The following is a 19,334-nucleotide window of genomic DNA, read 5'->3' as shown; positions in this document are numbered from 1 at the left end:
CTGAATTAATTTCTTTATTATGTTAATTTTTGAATAAAAAGATCTACCACTTCTACAAGAATCAGAATAATAATGATCCATTCGAGTGTGCTACTTTGTCTATGGAACATGATATCTTTAAAAAGCTCTAGATTTTCTTTAATAATTTCTATTTGATCATGGATACTTCTATAGCGATCCTTTAAATCGAATACTCTCTTTAAATCCTGATCTAATTTGTTTAGCATTTCATCTTCCCAGGTCACATCAGGTGAATCAAAAATGTATAAGTTTTCTGAGATTTTATTTTTGATATTCAATACCCGACCGATGTATTTTTTGAGTTTTTTACCGCTAATGTCTAATCTTCCTTTTTCTTCGAGATAGGAGGTGTGTAATTTGGTGTCTTCCAAAATCTGTTCTGAAATGTTTGCGTAGTTATCAAGTGCCACAGATTGAGAAACATTTAGCATGACAAGTCGTATTGATTCTATATTGAATTCTTTCAGGGTGACTTCTCCGAAAGAGACCATATTACATTCTCCTTCAATGATAATATCAATATTTTCTGAAGTTTCTTCTTTAGTTAGATTTTTGCTATACACCAATATTTCATTACAAATCTGTTCAGAAGTATCCCTATTTATATTATAAAAGCAAATGACTCCGTACTTGAAAACGTATATATATTGTCCTTTGAATCGTTCATAAAACAGCTCATCTGTATCAAAGAACAATAATTTTGAATCAAAGTTTTTCTTGCAATCCTTTATCGAGATTACGTCGGCAATTTGCAATGCGTATGCTTCAGTTTTCATAATGGTTAGACAGTAAATATTTCTCCTTGGTCTTTAAAGCTCTTAAACTCTACCATGTATCCATCGGGGTCTTTTACAAAAAAGGAAAGATGCTCTCCTACTTTATTTTCAAAAAATGTGACTTCTGTGGTCACTTCAAGATCCATAGAGAACAAGCGTGAGTATAATTTGCCCCATGTTTCTGCATCAATAATTACCCCAAAATGAAAAGAAGGTAATATCTGTTCTCCTAGTCTATAATTTTTGAAATTAAAATTAAAATTGCCGGATTTGGTAAATGTAATTTGATTACCATATAAATTAATATCTGCCCAATTGTCTGTATGCCTTCCCAATTTTGCACCTAATTTATAGGTGTAAAAGTCTTTTGTTTTTTCAACATCTTCGCAAGGAAGCGCTAAATGAAATTCAGCCTTTTTCATTTCTTAATAGTTTTATTCGTTTAATCAATTGATTCACTTGGAAGATCGTGATTCTTTTCAGCATTGTCATCAGAATCATCATGATCTTCCATAGCAGCAACAAGTCGTTTACTCACTTTTACGAGATAGAGCGTATCTTCGGTTTTCACCTCTACACACTCTACTATTTCGTTTTGAGCATTTCTAAATGTGATAACATCTTCATCATCATATCCATCAGGATATTTGTTTACTAACAAATCCAAAATCTTGTTATTTAACTTTTTGTAATCAACAATTACTTTTTTCAAATGTGCGTTTCGTTGTGTTTTCATTTTACATATCTAATAGGTAGCCAAAAATTAATGGAGCTACAATGGTTGCATCACTTTCTATTATAAATTTAGGAGTATCAATATCTAGTTTGCCCCAAGTAATTTTTTCATTAGGTACAGCTCCAGAATAAGACCCATAACTTGTAGTAGAGTCACTTATTTGACAGAAATAATTCCAAAAAGGCGTATCGGTTCTCTCCAAATCCTGATACAACATTGGCACTACACAAATGGGAAAATCCCCTGCGATACCGCCTCCTATTTGGAAGAATCCTATACCTTTTTCTGAATTATCAGTATACCAATCAGCCAGAAACGTCATATATTCAACACCTGATTTCATGGTACTAGCTTTCAATTCGCCTTTCATTACATAGCTGGCAAAAATGTTCCCCATTGTACTATCTTCCCAACCTGGAACGACCATAGGTAAATTAGCTTTTGCAGCAGCGTACATCCAAGAGTATTTGATGTCTATTTCATAGTATTCTTCAAGTACTCCAGAGAGTAAAAGTTTATACATAAATTCGTGAGGAAAATAACGTTCTTTAGTTTCTTCTGCATCTTTCCAGATCTTAAAAATATGTTTTTGCAATCTTCTAAAAGCTTCTTCTTCAGGGATACACGTATCGGTGACACGATTTAGTCCTCTTTCTAGTAACTCCCATTCCTGTTGTGGAGTCAAATCTCTATAATTAGGTACTCTTTTATAATGACTGTGCGCTACCAAATTCATGATATCTTCTTCGAGATTCGCTCCAGTACAAGAAATGATATGTACTTTATCCTGACGAATCATTTCGGCAAAGATTTTTCCCAGTTCAGCAGTACTCATTGCCCCCGCAAGGGACACTAGCATTTTGCTTCCACCTGCCAATTGTAATTCATATCCTTTTGCAGCATCTACAAGAGTAGCTGCATTAAAATGAAGAAAGTACTTTTCTATAAATTTTGAAATTTCACCTTTACTTTTCATCGTGCTCTTCGTAATTAGGTTTGAATTTTTTTATAGTTTCATTTTCTGTGATATCATCTTCATCTTCCAAGATTTCTTCACTGTCTTCAAATTTGTAGCTCAGCATTTTATAATATAATTTAGCAGCTGCAAAGTCAGATGCTTTGCTCATTGTGTCGGGGCATAGTTCAACAATGTCAAATCCCACTACATTTTTCTCTGCAAATACTTTCCTTAAAAACTCAAGGGTCTCATACCATAACAGTCCTCCAGGTTCAGGTGTTCCCGTTGCGGGCAGTATAGAAGGGTCGAAAGCATCTAAGTCAAAGGTTATATACACATTGTCGGTCATCAGATCGATCACATTATCCATCCAATAATCATCATTTACCATTTCATGAGCAAAGAATACCTGATCATCATTCACTACCAAGTTTTCTGATGCATCCATACTCCGAATACCAACTTGAATCAAATTTGTATTTTCATTCGCTTCATACATAGCACAAGCGTGGTTATATTTAGAACCTTTGTATTCTTTTCTAAGATCCGCATGTGCATCAATCTGTAAAACAGTAAGATTATTAAAACACTCATCAAAGGCTCTGATTGAACCAATAGAGATAGAATGCTCACCCCCAAACAAGGTTACAAACTTGTTTCTCTTAATATGTTTTTTGGTAGTATTGTATACGGCTTCTACCATTGAATCGGGAGAATCATTAACAGTTATTGGATCTAATAAATGAATCCCTCTGATGTATACTTCACTATCAGTTTCAATATCGTATAGTTCCATATTTTCCGAAGCATGTAAAAAAGCTTCAGGGCCTTTGTCAGCTCCTTTACCCCAGGTGCTGGTGCCGTCATAAGGAACTGGAATTAGTACTACTTTTGATTTGTCATAGCCTGCATATTTTTCAGGAATACCGGCAAATGTTTTATCAGTTTTCATTTTTTAATTATAAGTGGTTTTAAATAATGGTTTCTAATTGTTGTTTTGTATTCTCGAGAGATGAACTATGTCCTTCTTTTTTTTGATATCCCAAAATGGATAATAATTGCTCTGATGTTTGTTGCTCAGAAAAAACTGAAGTAATCAAATTATCTTCTTCGTTTCGATCTATAATAATATGTTTGGGCTGTGGTATCAGACAATGTTGTAACCCGCCAAATCCTCCTATAGTTTCTTGATAGGCTCCTGTATTAAAAAAACCGATGTATAGTGGTTTTTCTTTTTTGTATTTTGGTAGATATATGGCATTCATGTGTTGCTCAGAATTGTAATAATCATCGCTGTCACAGGTCAAGCCACCTAATAGTACACGCTCGTACTCGTCATCCCATCTGTTAACCGCTAGCATTATAAAACGTTTATTAATTGCCCAGGTGTCGGGCAATGTGGTAATGAATGACGAATTGATCATATTCCATTTTTCACGGTCATTTTGCTGTTTTTGATACAGTACTTCATAGATAGCACCGCCACTTTCACCAACCGTAAAGCTTCCAAATTCTGTGAATATGTTTGGGACATCAACACAAGCTTCTTCACAAGCAATTTGGATCTGGTTTACGATTTCATTAATCATATATTCATAGTCATAATTGAACCCTAATGAGTTCTTAATAGGGAAACCACCACCGATATTCAAGCTATCTAGGGTAGGGCATATTTTCTTAAGATTGATATATACTTTAAGACATTTTAGTAATTCATTCCAGTAATAAGCAGTATCACGAATTCCCGTATTGATAAAGAAGTGTAACATCTTTAATTCTACCTTGGGATTTCCTTTGATCTGGTTATTATAGAAAGGAACAATATTGCGATACCCGATCCCTAAACGAGAGGTATAAAATTCAAATTTTGGTTCTTCTTCTGAAGCTATTCTAATACCTACTTGAAATTTATCATTAATGGTTTCGCTTAGTAATGATAATTCTTCATAATTATCAATAATAGGAATACAATTTCGATGTCCGTTGTTGATTAATCGCGCAATGTTCTGAATGTACTGATCTCTTTTAAAGCCATTACAGATCACATAGGTGTCATCATTGATTTTACCTTGCGTTTTTAGATTTTCTACAATATCAATATCAAAAGCAGATGAAGTTTCGATATGAATATCATTTTTTAGCGCTTTATTCAATACATGTTGAAAATGCGAGCTTTTGGTACAGTAACAATAGTTATACTTACCTGCATAATTATTGGTTTTAATAGCTTTATCAAACCATCCCTTTGCTCTATTTATATTTTCAGATATTTTGGGTAGATAGGTGAATTTTAACGGTGCTCCATATTGGGCAATCAATGCCATTAAGTTGATGCCATGAAATTGTAACTGGTTGTTTTCCAGATTAAATTCTTCTTGTGGGAAATAAAATGTTTGATCAATAAGATCGATATATTTAGTTTTCATCTATTTGACTTTGTATTGCAAGAGAAGTTCACGATAGAAACGCACAGACATATACAGCCTTAACATTCTATGGATCATTCCATAATGCGATTGGAAAAAATTATAAATTGGTACGACAAATGACTATAGGTCATTCGTATCAATCTATTCTCATATACGTATAATGGTAACCGTATGTGGAACGAAGGAAATTCGTTCTAAAAACTGAAGAGCGATTGTGTACTTTTTAGAAGTCAGCCTGAGAATTCGGGTCCCTATCCCTAGGGCAGCTTTTGGAGTAGACCTCATTATCCTCCTAAGCCCGAATCTGAAAAAAGATTTCATTTTATTTAGGCAATGCGTTCTATTTATGAACTCATTCTTAAAGCAAACATAATAAAAAAATGAATAAAACAAGTTTTTTTTGTTAATTTTTAAATGTTAAAAAAAATAGGTATTCAAAACTATAACCTAATACACCTAATTTTACAAGCCGTCACATTAATTCTATAATTTTTTTATTACCAAATAAGGCCATTAGATTCCAAGAAATTTTTAGTTTGAGCCTTACTATTTTTTAATAATTTTTTCTGTTATTCCAATCCAGAAGGGGCTAACGACCAGAGTCAGAGAAATCAAACTGATAGTAAAGTTATATCCAAAATTTTCGATAATTCCTAGGCTAAAGGCGGTAGAGCTTAACAGAAAACTCAATTCCCCAATTTGAGCCAGTAAGGCTCCTCCTAAAATAGCTTCTTTCCAATTACATGAAAATACTCTAAGAATCAAGGAGTTTAATAAATGATTAGTAATATAAACCACAATAATTGTAATAGAAATTGTAAGTAAATTTCGATAGATAAATGTCAGATCAATTTGTAAACCTACACTAATAAAAAAGAAAGAGACGAACAATATCCTAAAAGAATGTAAAGTATCGTGAATCCAATGTGTTGACCGAGCAGCATTAATAATCATTCCACCCACAAAAGCTCCCAAAGCTGCCGATATTCCAAAAAGAGATGTGGCTAAAGCACATCCGAAACATAAAAATATTGCCATAAATACCTGTAGCTCATGATCACGGTATATCTTTTTAGAAAAGGGTAATATGATAGCTCCTTTTATATAGATATAAACCAGAATAACTACAATTAGCATCGCTCCAATGATCATTAGTATAATGTTTTCTGTTGATTCTGATTTTCCTCCTAATTGGGAAATAATGATTAAAAGTGGTACTAAGGCAACATCTTGAGCCAACAAAATGCTAAGAACGTTTTTGCCAACTTTGGTATCTATAAGATTCTTATCTTGTAGTAGTTTAATGACCACAGCTGAGCTACTTAAGGCAATCACAAAACCAATAACTACGGAACGCGCAAAATTCCAATCATAATAATGCCCTATACATAATACCAAAACAACACTAATGGCAATTTGAGAGAGAGTTCCTATAACTGCAACTTTCCATCGTTTTAAGAAATCAATAAGGTTGATTTCCATACCGATAAAAAACAGCAATAGAATTACGCCTAACTCTCCAAGAAGATGTATAGAAGTCTGATCTTTTACCAAATTTAAACCGTGTTCTCCCAGGATTACTCCTGCAAGGATATACCCAATAATATATGTTTGATTGAACTTACGAAGCACCAAACTAATAGCAATGACTAAAACTGCAAGTATGGCTATAAGAGTTATGATAGGATCTAAAGAGGAAATTAATAGCATTTAAAAATGGTTTGTTTTAAGACCATTAAATGTAGCTTTTTTTGAATTACAATAATAAAATTCAGAAATAAAAAAACCGAGTTTTTTGATAACTCGGTAACTAACGACTTTAGATATTTTTAATTAACCAAATGATAAGGTAACTAACATACAACACAATGATAATAGACCATATTGTTTCCGAATATCGCTTTAATTTTTTCTTCATGTCAAGATAAATTATATCAGACCAATACATGAATGTGTCAAATGGCTTTTTCAACACATTATTTAATCTTATTTTACTTTTTGCTGTATTGATAGAAATTAGTTCTGAATATGGTTTGAAAGTTGATTCACTTTTTTCCGTAATTAACGTGTCATTATCTTTTATTATTTCCATAATTGTTATTCATTTAATTGTTATAAAATGTCTTATTGTCAAAAGCATTCTGTCATAGGACACATTAATGTATGTAAGGTCACTTTTTTAAGAAAAATTCATACAAATACATCAATACAGTACATTAAAAGAGAATGTAATAGCAATACTTTTTCAATTTTGTATTTGAGAGTGACCTTTGAAATTTCTTTGTGTCATAATACATATAAGTTTGTTATAGATATTCCATAATTGAATTTTTTATCTTTAATAAACCCAATTAGTGTTTGAAAATGAAAAGAATTTTAGTTCCAATTGACTTCTCGACTAATGCTCTGAATGCATTAGAATATGCTCGTGAACTTTTTAATAATGAAGAATGTATATTTTTTTTGTTGAATGTTTATGTTAGTAATCGTTCTGCTATGTTGAGCGAAGAATATAATGATACAATTTTAGATAAAATGTCGGATGAATCCGAACATGAATTAGAAGTTCTTTTGAAGAAACTTATAAAGAATAATAACTACTCTAATCATGAATTTAAGGCTATTTCTGTTACCGACACCCTTTTGAAGGCAATTAACCATGTTTCCATTTCAAAAAAAATAAATTATATTGTTATGGGAACTAAAGGGGCTAAAGGTGCTAAAGAAATATTTTTAGGCAGCAACACTGTGAAAGTAATTAATGGAATAAATAAATGTCCTATAATTGTAGTTCCTCAAAACTATATTCCTAAACCACCTTCTTTGATAGCATTTTCAACTAATTTCAAGAGAACATTCTATCAAAACGAATTAGAACCTTTAATTGAAATTGTTTTATCCAAAGGTTCAAAAATCAATATTGCCAGAATAATGGATGAAGAGTACCTTACCAATAGACAAAATATCAACAAAGAAACTTTAAAAGGTTTGTTTCATAACTTGGACTATATTTTCTGTAAGATCGATGTTGGAAATTCTGAAGCCGAAGCTTTAAGAAATTTTACGATGCAAACTGAAAGTGATTTGATTGTATTAATTCATCACAAACAAAATTTTTTTCAAAAATTGCTTGAAGAAGATGTGGTGGACAAAATTAGTTTTAATAGTGTGCTACCTATCTTAATTCTGCCAGAATTAAAGTAATTTTGAAAAACTTTTTAATTATTTATATGTTGGCATATCAAACAGAAATTCTTTATACTACCATTTTACTGACTATTATGGTGATTGGGTTGTTATTAACTAAAAGAGCTATTCGTAGATTTGGTTTTATAAAGTCAATAGAGGTTAATCGAAGAAAAATAATACTTAATTTGGTTTATCTTTTTACCTATATTATTGTTATATCTATTCTTGCTATTATTTGGGGTGTAGACCATAAACAGTTTGTAGTTTTTATTTCTTCTGTATTGGCTGTTTTGGGGGTTGGTTTTTTTGCGCAATGGTCTATATTATCCAACCTTACTGCAAGTATTATTTTATTCTTTAGTCATCCGGTTCGTATTGGTCACAGAATACGAATTTTGGATAAAGATTTTAATTTAACTGGAAAAGTCAAAGATATTACAGGGTTTTACTTTTTTATGATAACCGATAATGGTCAGGATATTACTTTGCCAAATTCCTATGTTATACAAAAAGGAATTCAAATTTTAAAAAAAGATGAAGAGCCAGGAGATTTAAGTTTTATACCTCCTGTCACTAATGAAAATGAAACAACAAGTTAGACAACTGTGAAATTAAAATATGATTTTAGATAGAAGTTGATTCTAAGTCAATTTATCATGTGCTTTTACAGCTTTTATTCGAGCCCGTTTCAATCTCATTTTTAAAGCACTTTCATTAATATTGAATAAGGTTTGAAGTTCTTTTACTGGGATATTATCGTGATATTTAAGCATAAGTAATGCTTTGTCTTCCGGAGCAATCATTTCCAAAGCTTTTTCGAGTTTAGATAATTTGATTTCAAAAAAATCTTCGTCGAGTTCTAATTCTTCAGATACTATTTCATAATCCTTGTTTTTTAATTTTTCTGAGAAGCTGGTTAGTTTTTTATTTTTATCTCTGTTCAAAAAATTTATACAGAAATTATAGGTAAAAGCATACAGCCAAGTAGAAAATTTTGCTCTGCCTTGAAATCCCTCGAGTTTTGTATATAATTTCATAAAAATATCTTGAGAAAGATCTTCTGCTTCATCTTCATTCTTCACAAAGTCATAACATTTACTGTAGACTTTTTTACTAAACCTTTCATATAAAACTCCAAATAGGAGTTGATTTTTAGACTCTTTAATTCTTTCAACCAATTCTTCATCGGTTAAGCTTTTAGCTTCTTTTAGAACAATACTTGATTTTTTCTCGTCCGGTATTGAAAATAGATCTCCAAAGGAACTCATAATGAAAGTGGATTAACAATAACTAAATATAGTTAAAAATGTGACCCCTATTATGAAATGGTGTCTAAAAAGTATACTTAAAATATATTAGTTATGTCAATCTCAGAAATTTATGAATCAGGTATTCAAAAAAACAACCTAGCTCACTTTGCAAGTATTGTAAACATGGCATTTATAGATGGAGCACTCAATGATGAAGAGAAGGGACTACTTTCTAAATTTGCTGATAAATTTGATATCAGTGAAGAACAATACTCTGAAGTAATTAAGAATCCCAAACGATTTGCTCTAGAAGCTGTAAGTTCGAAAGAAGAAAGATTGCATCATCTGTTTGATCTTTTTAAAATGATTTTTGCTGATAATTATGTAGATCCACATGAAATAAAACTCATTCATCAATATGCAATTGGATTAGGATGTTCTGAAGATCGAGCTTTGGAACTGATTAAGAAATCGATTAGAATCTTTCAAGGAAAAATTGATTTTGAGGAGTATCAGTATTTAATAGAGAAAGACCAATGACTCTTACGTATGACTTAGGAATAACATTAACAAAATGTAGTACCCTTTGCAAGCCTATGGAACTTAGGTTTTGTGGATAGGAAATTTGATAATGAAAAATATCTTCTTTTAGAGTTTTTGGTGAGTTATCAAAAAATCTTAAAAGTCTTCGTAAAATCCCGCAATCAGGTGGGCGGTTTATGTGGGTGGTTTTACAAGCATTTTTAGCTATTTTCCACCCACTTTAATTTTTAAAACATTGAAAATCAATACATTGTAAATGTGGTATTCACCCTCATAACCCGAAGGTCGCAGGTTCGAGTCCTGCTCTCGCTACATATAGGACATTTTTTTCCTCAAGCCAGACAATTTTGTCTGGCTTTTTTAATGTTTTATAAACAGGTCAAGACCAAAACATATCCTTTAGAATTTCTCTTATTGGTATATGATCTATAACACTTGTCCCATAATGCGCTATCTTAATTTCTCCATTTAAATCTATAAGAAAATCAGCTGGAATTTGATTAAACCTACCTTCAACTTTACCTCCAAGTTTATATCCTTCTGAAGCTGCTCGAGCTATACTTTTTAAACCTTTCAAACTTGCTGTTCTTAATAATTTTCTCCAAGAAGGAGTGACTTGGTATAAGTTATACAGTTTGAAATTTGAATCAGATATTACTGTAAATTTTAATTGGTGTCTATCATAGATAGATGCTTTAATACTTTTGGAATCACTTTGAAAAATTGCAATCACTTCAATGTTTTGACTTTGAAAATTTGAAGCTTCTTTTTTTAATTCGGCAATCCTTAGATTACACAATGCGCATTCTGCGTATCTAAAAAATGAAAGGAAAATTTTAGAATCATTTATTTTAGACAAATCAAACTCATTTCCAAAAATATCTATCGTCTTAAAGGTTGGTGCCCTATATCCTGGTTTTAGTTTCATAATCTTTTCATACAAAAATGAAGATAGCAGCTTTTACTTTCCTTGATTTTAATCAAGAAATTTTACTTCGTATTCTACTTAAAGTTTCAGGCTCCATATTGAGATAAGATGATATGTACTTAAGAGGCAAACTGTTTATTAAATGGCCGCTTCTTTCAAGAAACGAAGTATATCTTGCCTTTGGGGATAAACTTAATAGTTCTGCTTGTCTTTCCAAATGCCCAGCCAAGGTCTGTTCAATTAAAGAATAGTACCAAGCTTTTATATCACTATACTCATCTACAAGTTTCATTAGCTGGGTTTTAGAAATTCGCAGTAGGGTACAATCAGTAATAGCCTTTATATGAAACTTTGAAGGCGATTGAGTGATGAAAGAAGAAAACGAGCAAATTACTGAAGTTTCATAACCGAAGCCTAAAACGTGTTCTTTAACGTTATTTTCTAATCCTAAAAATAAAGAACCCGAGCAAACAAAATAGAGATAATGCTCAACTTGCCCACTTTTAAGAATAAATTCATTTTTTCTAAAAACCTTTTCTTCATTCCAATATTTAATAAGATTCACTTTGGAGGTCTCCTGGAGCTGATTAATACCTCCAAGTTTTTTGATGTTACACATTATTCGGATAATTAGAATTTAAAATTTTTAATAGGCGATGATACATCTACTAGCGTGCCGTCTGGATCTTTTAAAAGTAGTCTTCTTTGTCCGTAAAAAGTATCTGTTGGTTCTGACACACATTCAAAACCGCTTTCTTGGACTATTTGATAGATAGTATCAGTATTTTCTACAACAAAAGTGATGTAAAATCCATTAGGATTAGTTTGGGAATCTTTTGGCACAATTTCGTTATTCCTATCTATTATCCCTAATTCATATTTATTATCTAAGGTTATTAAGTGAATAAACCAGTCGCTCTCAAAGCTTATACTAAAATCAAAAAGTGTAGTGTAAAAATGTTTACTAGATGCAAGATCATCAGAGCAAATATTAGTCATAAGTCTATTTACTTTCTTCATAGCTGTACAGTTAAATCATTTAAAAAACATCTTTACCAAAACCTGATTTTTGACAAAAAATCAGTACGAACTTTTACAAAAGTGACAAAAATACTAGCCTCTTTTTTGTAAAAAGTATGATTAAGCCCAAATAAAACACAATATGGACTAAATAGAAAATTCCTAATACCATCAAAAATATAAGTTTGTTAAAATAATAATAACGCAAATTTAACATCAATTATTTGCCATTCTATCAAAAACAGCTCCAAAAATGTGTCAAATCATTAATGTTAAACAGCTTTTAACTAATTAAATAAATATTTTATTATGGAAATTAATGTATTACTTGGTGAGTTTTTTGGGACAATGATTCTTGTCTTACTTGGCAACGGAGTTGTTGCGAATTGTCTTTTAGGGAAATCTAAAGCTAATGGTTCGGGATGGATGGTCATATCTTCTGGATGGGCTTTTGCGGTTCTCGTTGGCGTATTTGTCGCTTTGGCTTTTGGTGCTCCAGCACATATCAATCCCGCGGTAACGATTGGGTTTGCTGTATCAAGTGGTGATTTTTCAAATGTATTACCATTTGTTTTATCACAATTTTTTGGAGCCGCTTTTGGTGCTTTTCTAGTTTATTTTCATTTCGGACCACATTGGAAAGAAACAAAAGATGAAGGTTTAATATTGGCTTGCTTTTCTACTGGACCAGCAATTCGTAAAAAAGGTGCTAACATTCTAAGCGAAACGATAGCAACATTTGTCTTAGTTCTTGGTGTAGCTGCAATATTTGATAGTAGTGGTTCTCTAGCCCCAGGATTAGGGCCTTTTCTAGTAGCGGGTCTTGTATGGGGTATTGGTTTATCATTAGGAGGGACTACCGGTTATGCTGTGAATCCTGCACGTGATTTAGCTCCTAGAATTATTCACGCCATCTTACCTATTCCTGGTAAAGGAAGCTCAGATTTTGGTTATAGCCTAGTGCCTGTTGTAGGACCAATCTTAGGAGGAGTAGCTGCTGGTGTATTTATAATGCTATTCCCTGTTTTTTAAGCCACTTACTTTTTTAATCACATAAAATCATAAAAATGAAAAATTTAAAATACATATTAATACTTACTATTATTTTAGGCTTACAGCCAATAATCGCACAACAAGCTGAGGATGAAACTGCTGAAGTTTTAGAAACAGTTTCTTCTAACCAAAAGACAACCCAAGAGGTTCAAGATGAAAACATTGTAGCTGATGCGTCAGAACAAGAAGAGGAAGAGCCTAAAAAAAGCAAGTGGAATGTAGCTTACGACCTTACATTAAATAGTCGATTTATCTGGCGTGGATTAGTTTTAGGTGATCATCCGAATGCACAGGCTAGTGTAACCTTTTCCAACGGTGGGTTCTTTGTTGGGGTATGGTCTTCTTATCCATTTGCTATAGCATCAGATGCACCCAACTACAAGGAAATCATTCCATACATTGGTTATGGAGGTAAAGTGGGAGAAAAATCTAACTTAGCGGTGATGGTCTTGCCGCACTACGATCCAAATGTAGGAGGGTTTTTTGATTTTGACAATGATGGAGCTACAAACAGGCTCGAATTAAGAGCTATTTACAATATTGGAAAATTAGATTTCTTTGCAGGTTGGGATTTTTATAATTCTTTCCCTGGGAGTGATGCTCCTCTTTATTTGGAAGTTGGCTACTCTATTGAAATGCCAAATAAAATTACAGTACGCCCATTTATTTCTGGCTCACCAAACGATAACTACTACACGACAGATGAGAAAGCCAATGTAACGCAAATAGGTTGGTATACTTCAAAATCATATTCTATAAGTAAAGAGGTTGGATTAACACTTAAAGCAGATATGGTCTATAATCCAGATAGAGAAGAATTTAATGCTGCATTTAATGCTACTATTAAACTATAATTCTTATTTTATCGAGAAGGTTGTATTAAACCTTAAGGAGGTTAGAATTAATGAAATTGATGTATCAATTAATACTTTAAAATTTAAGAAATGAAAAAGCTAATAAATAAAGTTGAGGATGTTATTGTAGAACAGATGCAAGGTATGGCAGCAGCACATCCAAATCTAAAAATAAATCTTGAACCAAAATATATCGTTAGAAATGAAGCCACAAAAAAGGGCAAAGTTGTAATAATTTCTGGAGGTGGTAGTGGACACGAGCCTATGCACGGTGGCTTTGTGGGAGAAGGTATGCTGGATGCTGCTTGTCCTGGAGAGGTTTTTACTTCACCAACCCCCGATCAAATGTACGAATGTGCAAAAGCAGTTGAAAATGGTGGTGGTGTATTATTCTTAGTTAAGAATTATACTGGAGATGTTATGAACTTTGAGATGGCAGCTGAAATGCTAAATTCTGAAGGTATTGAAACGCAAAACATTCTAATAGATGATGATGTAGCGGTTAAAGACAGTTTATATACCGCTGGGAGACGAGGTGTCGGAACAACTGTTATAATGGAAAAAATTGTAGGAGCAGCTGCCGAAGCTGGTTACAATCTAGAAGAATGTGCAAAACTTGCACGCAAGGTAAACTCACGAGGAAGATCTATGGGTATGGCACTCACATCGTGTACTGTTCCAGCAGCAGGTAAACCAAATTTTGAGATTGATGAAGATGAAATCGAAATAGGAGTTGGAATACACGGAGAACCAGGAAGAAAAAGAATAGCCCATACTTCTGCTGATGAGATCACGGCAATTTTGACAAATGCCATCTTAGAGGATGAAGATTACACGCGTGACCTAAATGAATGGGATATTGAGTCTTCTGGATGGAAGAAAACTTCCCTTACTAGCGAATCCTTTAAATCTGGCGATAAAATGATTGCTATGGTAAATAGTTTAGGAAGCACTCCAGTATCAGAATTATATGCTGTTTATAGAAAGTTAGACGAAATATGTACTGAAAAGAAAATATCCTTGGTGAGAAATCTAGTTGGGGCATATATCACTGCCTTAGATATGCAGGGTTGCTCTGTAACTCTTGTTCGAGCAGATGAAGAAATTCTTAAATTCTGGGATTCGCCAGTAAATACCCCTGGGCTAAGATGGGGTAAGTAATTTAATATGTTTTTGAATTTTAGTTAAAAAAGAACCTATGAAAACTATAAATATATCGCAACTGATTAAGTGGTTAGAAAAAGCCGCCTTAGTTATGCAAGAAAATAAGGACTATCTAACAAAACTTGATTCTGATATCGGAGATGCAGATCACGGCTTTAATATGGAAAGAGGTTTTAACAAAGTCCGAGAAAAATTAGATGAACTCTCTAATAGCAAAGACATTGCCTCACTTTTCAAAAATACTGGAATGACATTGATTTCCAGTATTGGTGGGGCATCTGGCCCTCTTTATGGGACACTGTTCTTGCAGGCAAGTATGGTTTTAAAAGATAAAACTGAGTTGAACTTGATAGACTTGAAAAACTGTTTAGAAAATGGAGTAAATGGAGTTAAGCTAAGAGGAAAAGCTTCGGTAGGCGACAAAACTATGATCGATGTTCTCGATCCAGCCATCCAATCTTTATCAGATTCTTTAAACGCTAATTTGTCAATAAATGAAGCTTTAGAAAATTTAGTAAAGGTTGCAGAAAAAGGTATGACATCAACAACAGACCTAATTGCTAAAAAAGGAAGAGCGAGCTATTTGGGAGAGCGAAGTATTGGTCATCAAGATGCTGGAGCTACTTCAAGTTATCTGATATTTAAATCGTTAAAAGAAGCTATAAACTAAGTTTTAAGATATATGGTTGGAATAGTAATTGTTTCTCATAGTGAGAAATTGGCAGATGGAGTTAAAGAGTTAGCCCAACAAATGTCGCAAAACAAAGTGAAAATTTTTGCTGCTGGTGGTATAGATGACGAAAGTAATCCGATAGGTACTGATCCATTTAAAATTAAAGAGGCTATTGAGTTAGCAGATTCTAAAGAGGGTATTTTGGTCTTAATGGATATAGGTAGTGCGGTAATGAATGCAGAACTTGCTTCTGAAATGTTATCCGATGATCTAAAGGAAAAGGTCTTGCTATGCGAAGCACCTTTAACAGAAGGAGCTATAGCGGCTGCAGCCCAAGCAATGACAGGTGCAGACCTAAAAACCGTCGCAAACGAAGCGAGAAATGGTTTAATGGGCAAAAAATCTTTACTAGGAAGTGATGGTGAGGAGCAAAAACCTAAACAAATTGCACAAGTAGTTGGTAAGGAGATTGAAATTAAAGTCCCTAATGAATTAGGTCTTCACGCAAGACCTGCTGTTAGATTGGTAGAACTCGTTAATAAATACAACAACGAGGTAAGTGTAAGTAAAAATAAACGAGACTATGTTTCTGCTGGAAGTATAAGTCAAGTAGGAACATTGGGTGCAAAAAAAGATGACGTATTAACCTTCAAGGTTATTGGAGAGGAGTTCCTCGAGTTTGAAAAATCTTTACAAGAGTTTTATGCCAATAATTTCGGAGATTCAAAAAAGGAGATAAAATCAAAAAAACCTGTTCAGGTTAAAACTAATGGTGCTAATGTATCTTCTGAGAATATTCAAGGAGTTCCTGTTTCTAAAGGTATTTCTGTTGGACCAGCAAAAGTATTACACAATCAAACTGTAATAGTAGAAAAAACTATTATTAACAATACGACTGAGGAAAAAATAAAGCTCAAAAGTGCTTTAAGTAAGGTTGTTGAAGAACTTGAGGATATACGCCATAAAACTATGGGTTTATATGGAAAAGAAGATGCTGAAATTTTTGACTTTCACGTGTCATTACTCAAGGATGATGAAAAAATAAATGAAATTGAAAACCTAATAGAAGATGAAAACTATAGTGCTGCGTACGCTTGGTTTTATGTTTTTGAAAAACTAGAATTGAAGTACTTAGAAATGAACAATCAGTACTTTAAGGAAAGAGCTTCGGATGTTATAGAAGTAAGGAATAAAGTATTAGTTCAGATATTAGATTGTGTTGAAAATGAAATCAATTTAACAGAGCCAAGTATTTTAATTGTTGAAGAAATTGGTCCTGCTCAAACGTTGAGTTTAGATACTGATAAAGTACTAGGAATTGTATCAAAAGTTGGAGGTGAGACGTCCCACGCTACAATTCTTGCTAGATCCCTTGGTATTCCTGCTATTACAGGTCTAGAGAATCAAGTAGATGTTATTGTGGATGGTGAGTTAATTGGAATTGATGGCAGTAAAGGCGTGATATATTTAGATAGAAAAAATCCAGAAAAAATAGCTTCTTTACGTGAGGAAAAGAAGATTGAAGAAAAGATTTTTCAGGAACGTTTTTCAAGAGCTAAAATGCCAGCAATTACTGAAGATGAAGTTAAATTTAAGATTCTTGCAAATATTAGTAGTCCAAAAGAGGCAAAAATTGCATTTGAAAACGGTGCCGACGGAATTGGTCTATATAGAACAGAATTTCTGTATATGAATAGGGAAACGCCTCCTTCCGAGGAGGAACAGTATGAGATATACAAACAGGTATGCGAAAATATGCAGGGTTTACCTATAACCATTAGATCGCTAGATGTTGGGGGTGATAAACCTATTCCGTATTTAGGAATAGGTGAAGAAACCAATCCGTTTCTTGGAGTTCGAGGAATTAGATATTGTTTGCAAAACAAAGAAATTTTTAAAACCCAACTTAGAGCAATCTGCCGTGTTTCTGCTGATTATGAGATTCGTATTATGTACCCTATGGTTGGTATGTTAGAAGAAGTAATAGAAGCCAATAGTATTTTGGCAGAGGTGCAGGATGAATTAAGTAAAGAGGGAGTTGAGTATTCTAAACATATAAAGAAGGGTATAATGGTAGAGGTTCCTTCAATACTTTTCATTTTACCACAAATAGCTAAGGAATTAGATTTTTTAAGTATTGGCACAAATGATTTAACGCAATATTTATTGGCTATGGATAGAGAAAATGTATCTATTTCCAAACATTATAGTGCATTACATCCTACCGTCATATCTGCTTTAATTTCTATTATACAAAATTCTGATAAAGAAGGACTTGAGGTAAGTCTTTGTGGAGAGTTAGCGAGAAACCCTAAAGCTACCAACTTACTAAGTTCTATCGGACTTAGAAGTTATAGTATGTCAAGTCCTGCAATACCGGCAATTAAAGAGGCGATAAGAAAAATGAATATTAAAGAAAATAAAATCTCTTTAGATGATATTTATAAATGGAGTACACTATCCGTTGTTAAAAGTAAACTGCAATTATAATATCGAAAATAGGTTAGCTAGACCTTTTTAGAACATTTGTGCTGTATTTTTGAATTAGGATTCAAATTATTGATTATTAGATATTTATTTAAAAAACAATTTACTTGATTCTTAGTTTTAAGTTATTGATTTTAATGAAAAATACTTAAAATAAGATTTCATCAAAATATGATGTAGAATTTTGACAAAAATGTTTAATTAATACATCATTAATTCATAATACACATTTTTTGAGCCAAATAGAACATTTTTTATAGGTATTAATAACTATTTTTATACCCTACAGAATACTGAATATGATTAATAAAGAACTTAAAACTTATTTTGAAAAAGCCGATGAGTATAGGGTGTTAGAGACAAATAATCAGTTTCTAATACAGTATTCAATTGCGGAATCAAAAGAAAGAGATAGGATTTTTATTAAAGATCATATGCTAATGTTTGTTCTAAGAGGTAATCTTGGGGTGGCTACTCCAAATTACTTTTATAAACTGGAAGCTGGAGAAGCCATTTTCGTTAAGAAAGGGTCTATTATAGTTTGTGAAAAACTAAAACACGGAGATCAGCTAGAATGTATGTTAGGTCTTTTGACTGATGATTTTTTAAAAGACTTTATGAATAAAAATAAACGGATGATATCACCATCCGAGTTATTTGATGTCAAGTCTTTAGGCGCTTATCAATTTTTTATGGATAAATGGATGGATGCTTATATCAATTCTGTCTTACCATATTTTGAACTTACAACATCTCCTCCCGTGAATGAACTAATCTTTCACAAGTTTGAAGAATTACTTCTGTTACTGGTGTCTGGTCAAGAGCGTAGTTACTTTATGAGCTTCTTAAAAGAATGTTTGGTAGAAGAAAAGTCTCATATTGATGAAGTAATTCAAACGAATATGTATACCAGTTTGAATGTTGACCATTTAGCTCACTTATCTAATTTAAGTTTATCTCAGTTTAAACGAGAATTTAAGAAGAGGTACAAAGATTCGCCAGCCCATTGGTTAAGAACAAAAAGACTAGAATATGCCTCCCATCTTTTAATTACCACGAATAAAAATATAAATGAAATTTGTTATGACTCAGGTTTTAACAATACCTCCCATTTCTGTCGTCTTTTTCAAGAGAATTATAAAACCTCGCCTCTAAAATTTAGACAACAAGTACCTACCTGATCAATAACATTTTTAAAGTAACATTATGGAAAAGTAACCAAATTATCACTACCCATCTAAAGCCCTTTTTCT

The 19,334-nt window shown here is 32.6% G+C and carries 20 protein-coding genes; 9 read left to right on the top strand and 11 right to left on the bottom strand.

The features are described 5' to 3' along the window. Positions 1-17: 17 nt before the first annotated feature. From FHK87_RS05650 to FHK87_RS05620, 7 genes are all read right to left on the bottom strand, one after another. Positions 18-797: an RMD1 family protein gene (locus FHK87_RS05650; protein WP_140591195.1), complete on the bottom strand. Its 780-nt coding sequence runs from the start codon at positions 795-797 to the stop codon at positions 18-20. 5 nt (positions 798-802) lie between these two features. Continuing rightward, positions 803-1,219: a VOC family protein gene (locus tag FHK87_RS05645; protein ID WP_140591191.1), complete on the bottom strand. Its 417-nt coding sequence runs from the start codon at positions 1,217-1,219 to the stop codon at positions 803-805. Between the two features lie 20 nt (positions 1,220-1,239). Beyond that, positions 1,240-1,533, bottom strand: a complete 294-nt coding sequence (locus tag FHK87_RS05640) for a hypothetical protein (RefSeq protein ID WP_226294109.1) — start codon at positions 1,531-1,533, stop codon at positions 1,240-1,242. 1 nt (position 1,534) lies between these two features. Next, positions 1,535-2,509 carry a deoxyhypusine synthase family protein gene (locus FHK87_RS05635; protein WP_140591188.1) on the bottom strand — a complete coding sequence of 325 codons (975 nt, stop codon included), beginning with the start codon at positions 2,507-2,509 and terminating at the stop codon, positions 1,535-1,537. Then, positions 2,499-3,443, bottom strand: coding sequence for an agmatinase (speB, locus tag FHK87_RS05630; protein WP_140591184.1), 945 nt, complete (start codon positions 3,441-3,443; stop codon positions 2,499-2,501). Before speB ends, FHK87_RS05635 begins: the two co-directional genes overlap by 11 nt. Before the next feature lie 19 nt (positions 3,444-3,462). After that, the gene (locus tag FHK87_RS05625; RefSeq protein WP_140591180.1) at positions 3,463-4,917 is read right to left on the bottom strand and encodes an arginine decarboxylase; all 1,455 of its coding nucleotides are present in this window, start codon (positions 4,915-4,917) and stop codon (positions 3,463-3,465) included. Positions 4,918-5,466: 549 nt separating this feature from the next. Continuing rightward, entirely contained in the window at positions 5,467-6,630 is a 1,164-nt protein-coding gene (locus tag FHK87_RS05620) for a cation:proton antiporter (protein WP_140591175.1), read from the bottom strand. A gap of 654 nt (positions 6,631-7,284) precedes the next feature. Here FHK87_RS05620 and FHK87_RS05615 point away from each other — a divergent pair. Together FHK87_RS05615 and FHK87_RS05610 are read left to right on the top strand one after the other, a co-directional pair. After that, positions 7,285-8,124 carry a universal stress protein gene (locus FHK87_RS05615; RefSeq protein ID WP_140591170.1) on the top strand — a complete coding sequence of 280 codons (840 nt, stop codon included), beginning with the start codon at positions 7,285-7,287 and terminating at the stop codon, positions 8,122-8,124. Positions 8,125-8,126: 2 nt separating this feature from the next. After that, complete coding sequence (locus tag FHK87_RS05610) at positions 8,127-8,708, top strand: mechanosensitive ion channel domain-containing protein (protein WP_226294108.1); 582 nt, start codon at positions 8,127-8,129, stop codon at positions 8,706-8,708. Between the two features lie 42 nt (positions 8,709-8,750). Here FHK87_RS05610 and FHK87_RS05605 read toward each other — a convergent pair whose 3' ends face one another. Beyond that, positions 8,751-9,377 carry an RNA polymerase sigma factor gene (locus tag FHK87_RS05605; RefSeq protein ID WP_140591167.1) on the bottom strand — a complete coding sequence of 209 codons (627 nt, stop codon included), beginning with the start codon at positions 9,375-9,377 and terminating at the stop codon, positions 8,751-8,753. A gap of 93 nt (positions 9,378-9,470) precedes the next feature. Between FHK87_RS05605 and FHK87_RS05600 the strand changes: the two genes are divergently transcribed. Next, on the top strand, positions 9,471-9,899 hold the full coding sequence (locus tag FHK87_RS05600; protein ID WP_140591163.1) for a tellurite resistance TerB family protein: 429 nt from the start codon (positions 9,471-9,473) through the stop codon (positions 9,897-9,899). A gap of 382 nt (positions 9,900-10,281) precedes the next feature. Here the strand turns inward: FHK87_RS05600 and FHK87_RS05595 are convergent, their stop codons facing one another. From FHK87_RS05595 to FHK87_RS05585, 3 genes are read right to left on the bottom strand one after another with little or no spacing between them, the layout of a single operon-like run. Further along, positions 10,282-10,830 carry a redoxin domain-containing protein gene (locus FHK87_RS05595; protein ID WP_140591160.1) on the bottom strand — a complete coding sequence of 183 codons (549 nt, stop codon included), beginning with the start codon at positions 10,828-10,830 and terminating at the stop codon, positions 10,282-10,284. A 52-nt stretch (positions 10,831-10,882) separates the two neighbouring features. Then, positions 10,883-11,449: a Crp/Fnr family transcriptional regulator gene (locus FHK87_RS05590; protein ID WP_140591158.1), complete on the bottom strand. Its 567-nt coding sequence runs from the start codon at positions 11,447-11,449 to the stop codon at positions 10,883-10,885. Between the two features lie 11 nt (positions 11,450-11,460). Then, positions 11,461-11,829: a VOC family protein gene (locus FHK87_RS05585; protein ID WP_226294107.1), complete on the bottom strand. Its 369-nt coding sequence runs from the start codon at positions 11,827-11,829 to the stop codon at positions 11,461-11,463. A gap of 330 nt (positions 11,830-12,159) precedes the next feature. Here FHK87_RS05585 and FHK87_RS05580 point away from each other — a divergent pair, with 330 nt between their 5' ends. From FHK87_RS05580 to FHK87_RS05555, 6 genes are all read left to right on the top strand, one after another. Further along, a complete protein-coding gene (locus tag FHK87_RS05580; RefSeq protein ID WP_140591154.1) occupies positions 12,160-12,882 on the top strand; it encodes an MIP/aquaporin family protein in 723 nt (240 codons plus the stop codon). A gap of 35 nt (positions 12,883-12,917) precedes the next feature. Next, positions 12,918-13,757: a TorF family putative porin gene (locus tag FHK87_RS05575; protein WP_140591151.1), complete on the top strand. Its 840-nt coding sequence runs from the start codon at positions 12,918-12,920 to the stop codon at positions 13,755-13,757. Between the two features lie 90 nt (positions 13,758-13,847). Further along, positions 13,848-14,918 (top strand): dihydroxyacetone kinase subunit DhaK, encoded by a 1,071-nt coding sequence (gene dhaK / locus FHK87_RS05570; RefSeq protein WP_140591148.1) that lies wholly within the window; start codon positions 13,848-13,850, stop codon positions 14,916-14,918. A gap of 37 nt (positions 14,919-14,955) precedes the next feature. After that, positions 14,956-15,591: a dihydroxyacetone kinase subunit DhaL gene (dhaL, locus tag FHK87_RS05565; protein WP_140591145.1), complete on the top strand. Its 636-nt coding sequence runs from the start codon at positions 14,956-14,958 to the stop codon at positions 15,589-15,591. 12 nt (positions 15,592-15,603) lie between these two features. Further along, positions 15,604-18,084: a phosphoenolpyruvate--protein phosphotransferase gene (ptsP, locus tag FHK87_RS05560; RefSeq protein ID WP_140591142.1), complete on the top strand. Its 2,481-nt coding sequence runs from the start codon at positions 15,604-15,606 to the stop codon at positions 18,082-18,084. Between the two features lie 296 nt (positions 18,085-18,380). Continuing rightward, positions 18,381-19,262, top strand: a complete 882-nt coding sequence (locus FHK87_RS05555) for a helix-turn-helix domain-containing protein (protein WP_140591139.1) — start codon at positions 18,381-18,383, stop codon at positions 19,260-19,262. Positions 19,263-19,334 lie beyond the last annotated feature (72 nt).

Origin of the sequence: Aquimarina algicola, from assembly GCF_006443095.1 — a bacterium.
Classification (GTDB): Bacteria; Bacteroidota; Bacteroidia; order Flavobacteriales; family Flavobacteriaceae; genus Aquimarina; species Aquimarina algicola.
Note: the sequence above shows the minus strand (reverse complement) of the source record. Positions and strands in the feature narration are given on the sequence as shown.

Excerpts from the sequence above, each read along its gene's own strand:
- FHK87_RS05585 (WP_226294107.1), bottom strand. The coding sequence starts at position 11,829 with ATGACTAATATTTGCTCTGATGATCTTGCATCTAGTAAACATTTTTAC.
- FHK87_RS05555 (WP_140591139.1), top strand. The coding sequence starts at position 18,381 with ATGATTAATAAAGAACTTAAAACTTATTTTGAAAAAGCCGATGAGTAT.
- FHK87_RS05580 (WP_140591154.1), top strand. The coding sequence starts at position 12,160 with ATGGAAATTAATGTATTACTTGGTGAGTTTTTTGGGACAATGATTCTT.
- FHK87_RS05620 (WP_140591175.1), bottom strand. The coding sequence starts at position 6,630 with ATGCTATTAATTTCCTCTTTAGATCCTATCATAACTCTTATAGCCATA.
- ptsP (WP_140591142.1), top strand. The coding sequence starts at position 15,604 with ATGGTTGGAATAGTAATTGTTTCTCATAGTGAGAAATTGGCAGATGGA.
- FHK87_RS05635 (WP_140591188.1), bottom strand. The coding sequence starts at position 2,509 with ATGAAAAGTAAAGGTGAAATTTCAAAATTTATAGAAAAGTACTTTCTT.
- FHK87_RS05600 (WP_140591163.1), top strand. The coding sequence starts at position 9,471 with ATGTCAATCTCAGAAATTTATGAATCAGGTATTCAAAAAAACAACCTA.
- FHK87_RS05640 (WP_226294109.1), bottom strand. The coding sequence starts at position 1,533 with ATGAAAACACAACGAAACGCACATTTGAAAAAAGTAATTGTTGATTAC.
- FHK87_RS05605 (WP_140591167.1), bottom strand. The coding sequence starts at position 9,377 with ATGAGTTCCTTTGGAGATCTATTTTCAATACCGGACGAGAAAAAATCA.
- FHK87_RS05650 (WP_140591195.1), bottom strand. The coding sequence starts at position 797 with ATGAAAACTGAAGCATACGCATTGCAAATTGCCGACGTAATCTCGATA.
- FHK87_RS05615 (WP_140591170.1), top strand. The coding sequence starts at position 7,285 with ATGAAAAGAATTTTAGTTCCAATTGACTTCTCGACTAATGCTCTGAAT.
- dhaK (WP_140591148.1), top strand. The coding sequence starts at position 13,848 with ATGAAAAAGCTAATAAATAAAGTTGAGGATGTTATTGTAGAACAGATG.
- FHK87_RS05590 (WP_140591158.1), bottom strand. The coding sequence starts at position 11,449 with ATGTGTAACATCAAAAAACTTGGAGGTATTAATCAGCTCCAGGAGACC.
- speB (WP_140591184.1), bottom strand. The coding sequence starts at position 3,443 with ATGAAAACTGATAAAACATTTGCCGGTATTCCTGAAAAATATGCAGGC.
- FHK87_RS05645 (WP_140591191.1), bottom strand. The coding sequence starts at position 1,219 with ATGAAAAAGGCTGAATTTCATTTAGCGCTTCCTTGCGAAGATGTTGAA.
- dhaL (WP_140591145.1), top strand. The coding sequence starts at position 14,956 with ATGAAAACTATAAATATATCGCAACTGATTAAGTGGTTAGAAAAAGCC.
- FHK87_RS05575 (WP_140591151.1), top strand. The coding sequence starts at position 12,918 with ATGAAAAATTTAAAATACATATTAATACTTACTATTATTTTAGGCTTA.
- FHK87_RS05595 (WP_140591160.1), bottom strand. The coding sequence starts at position 10,830 with ATGAAACTAAAACCAGGATATAGGGCACCAACCTTTAAGACGATAGAT.
- FHK87_RS05625 (WP_140591180.1), bottom strand. The coding sequence starts at position 4,917 with ATGAAAACTAAATATATCGATCTTATTGATCAAACATTTTATTTCCCA.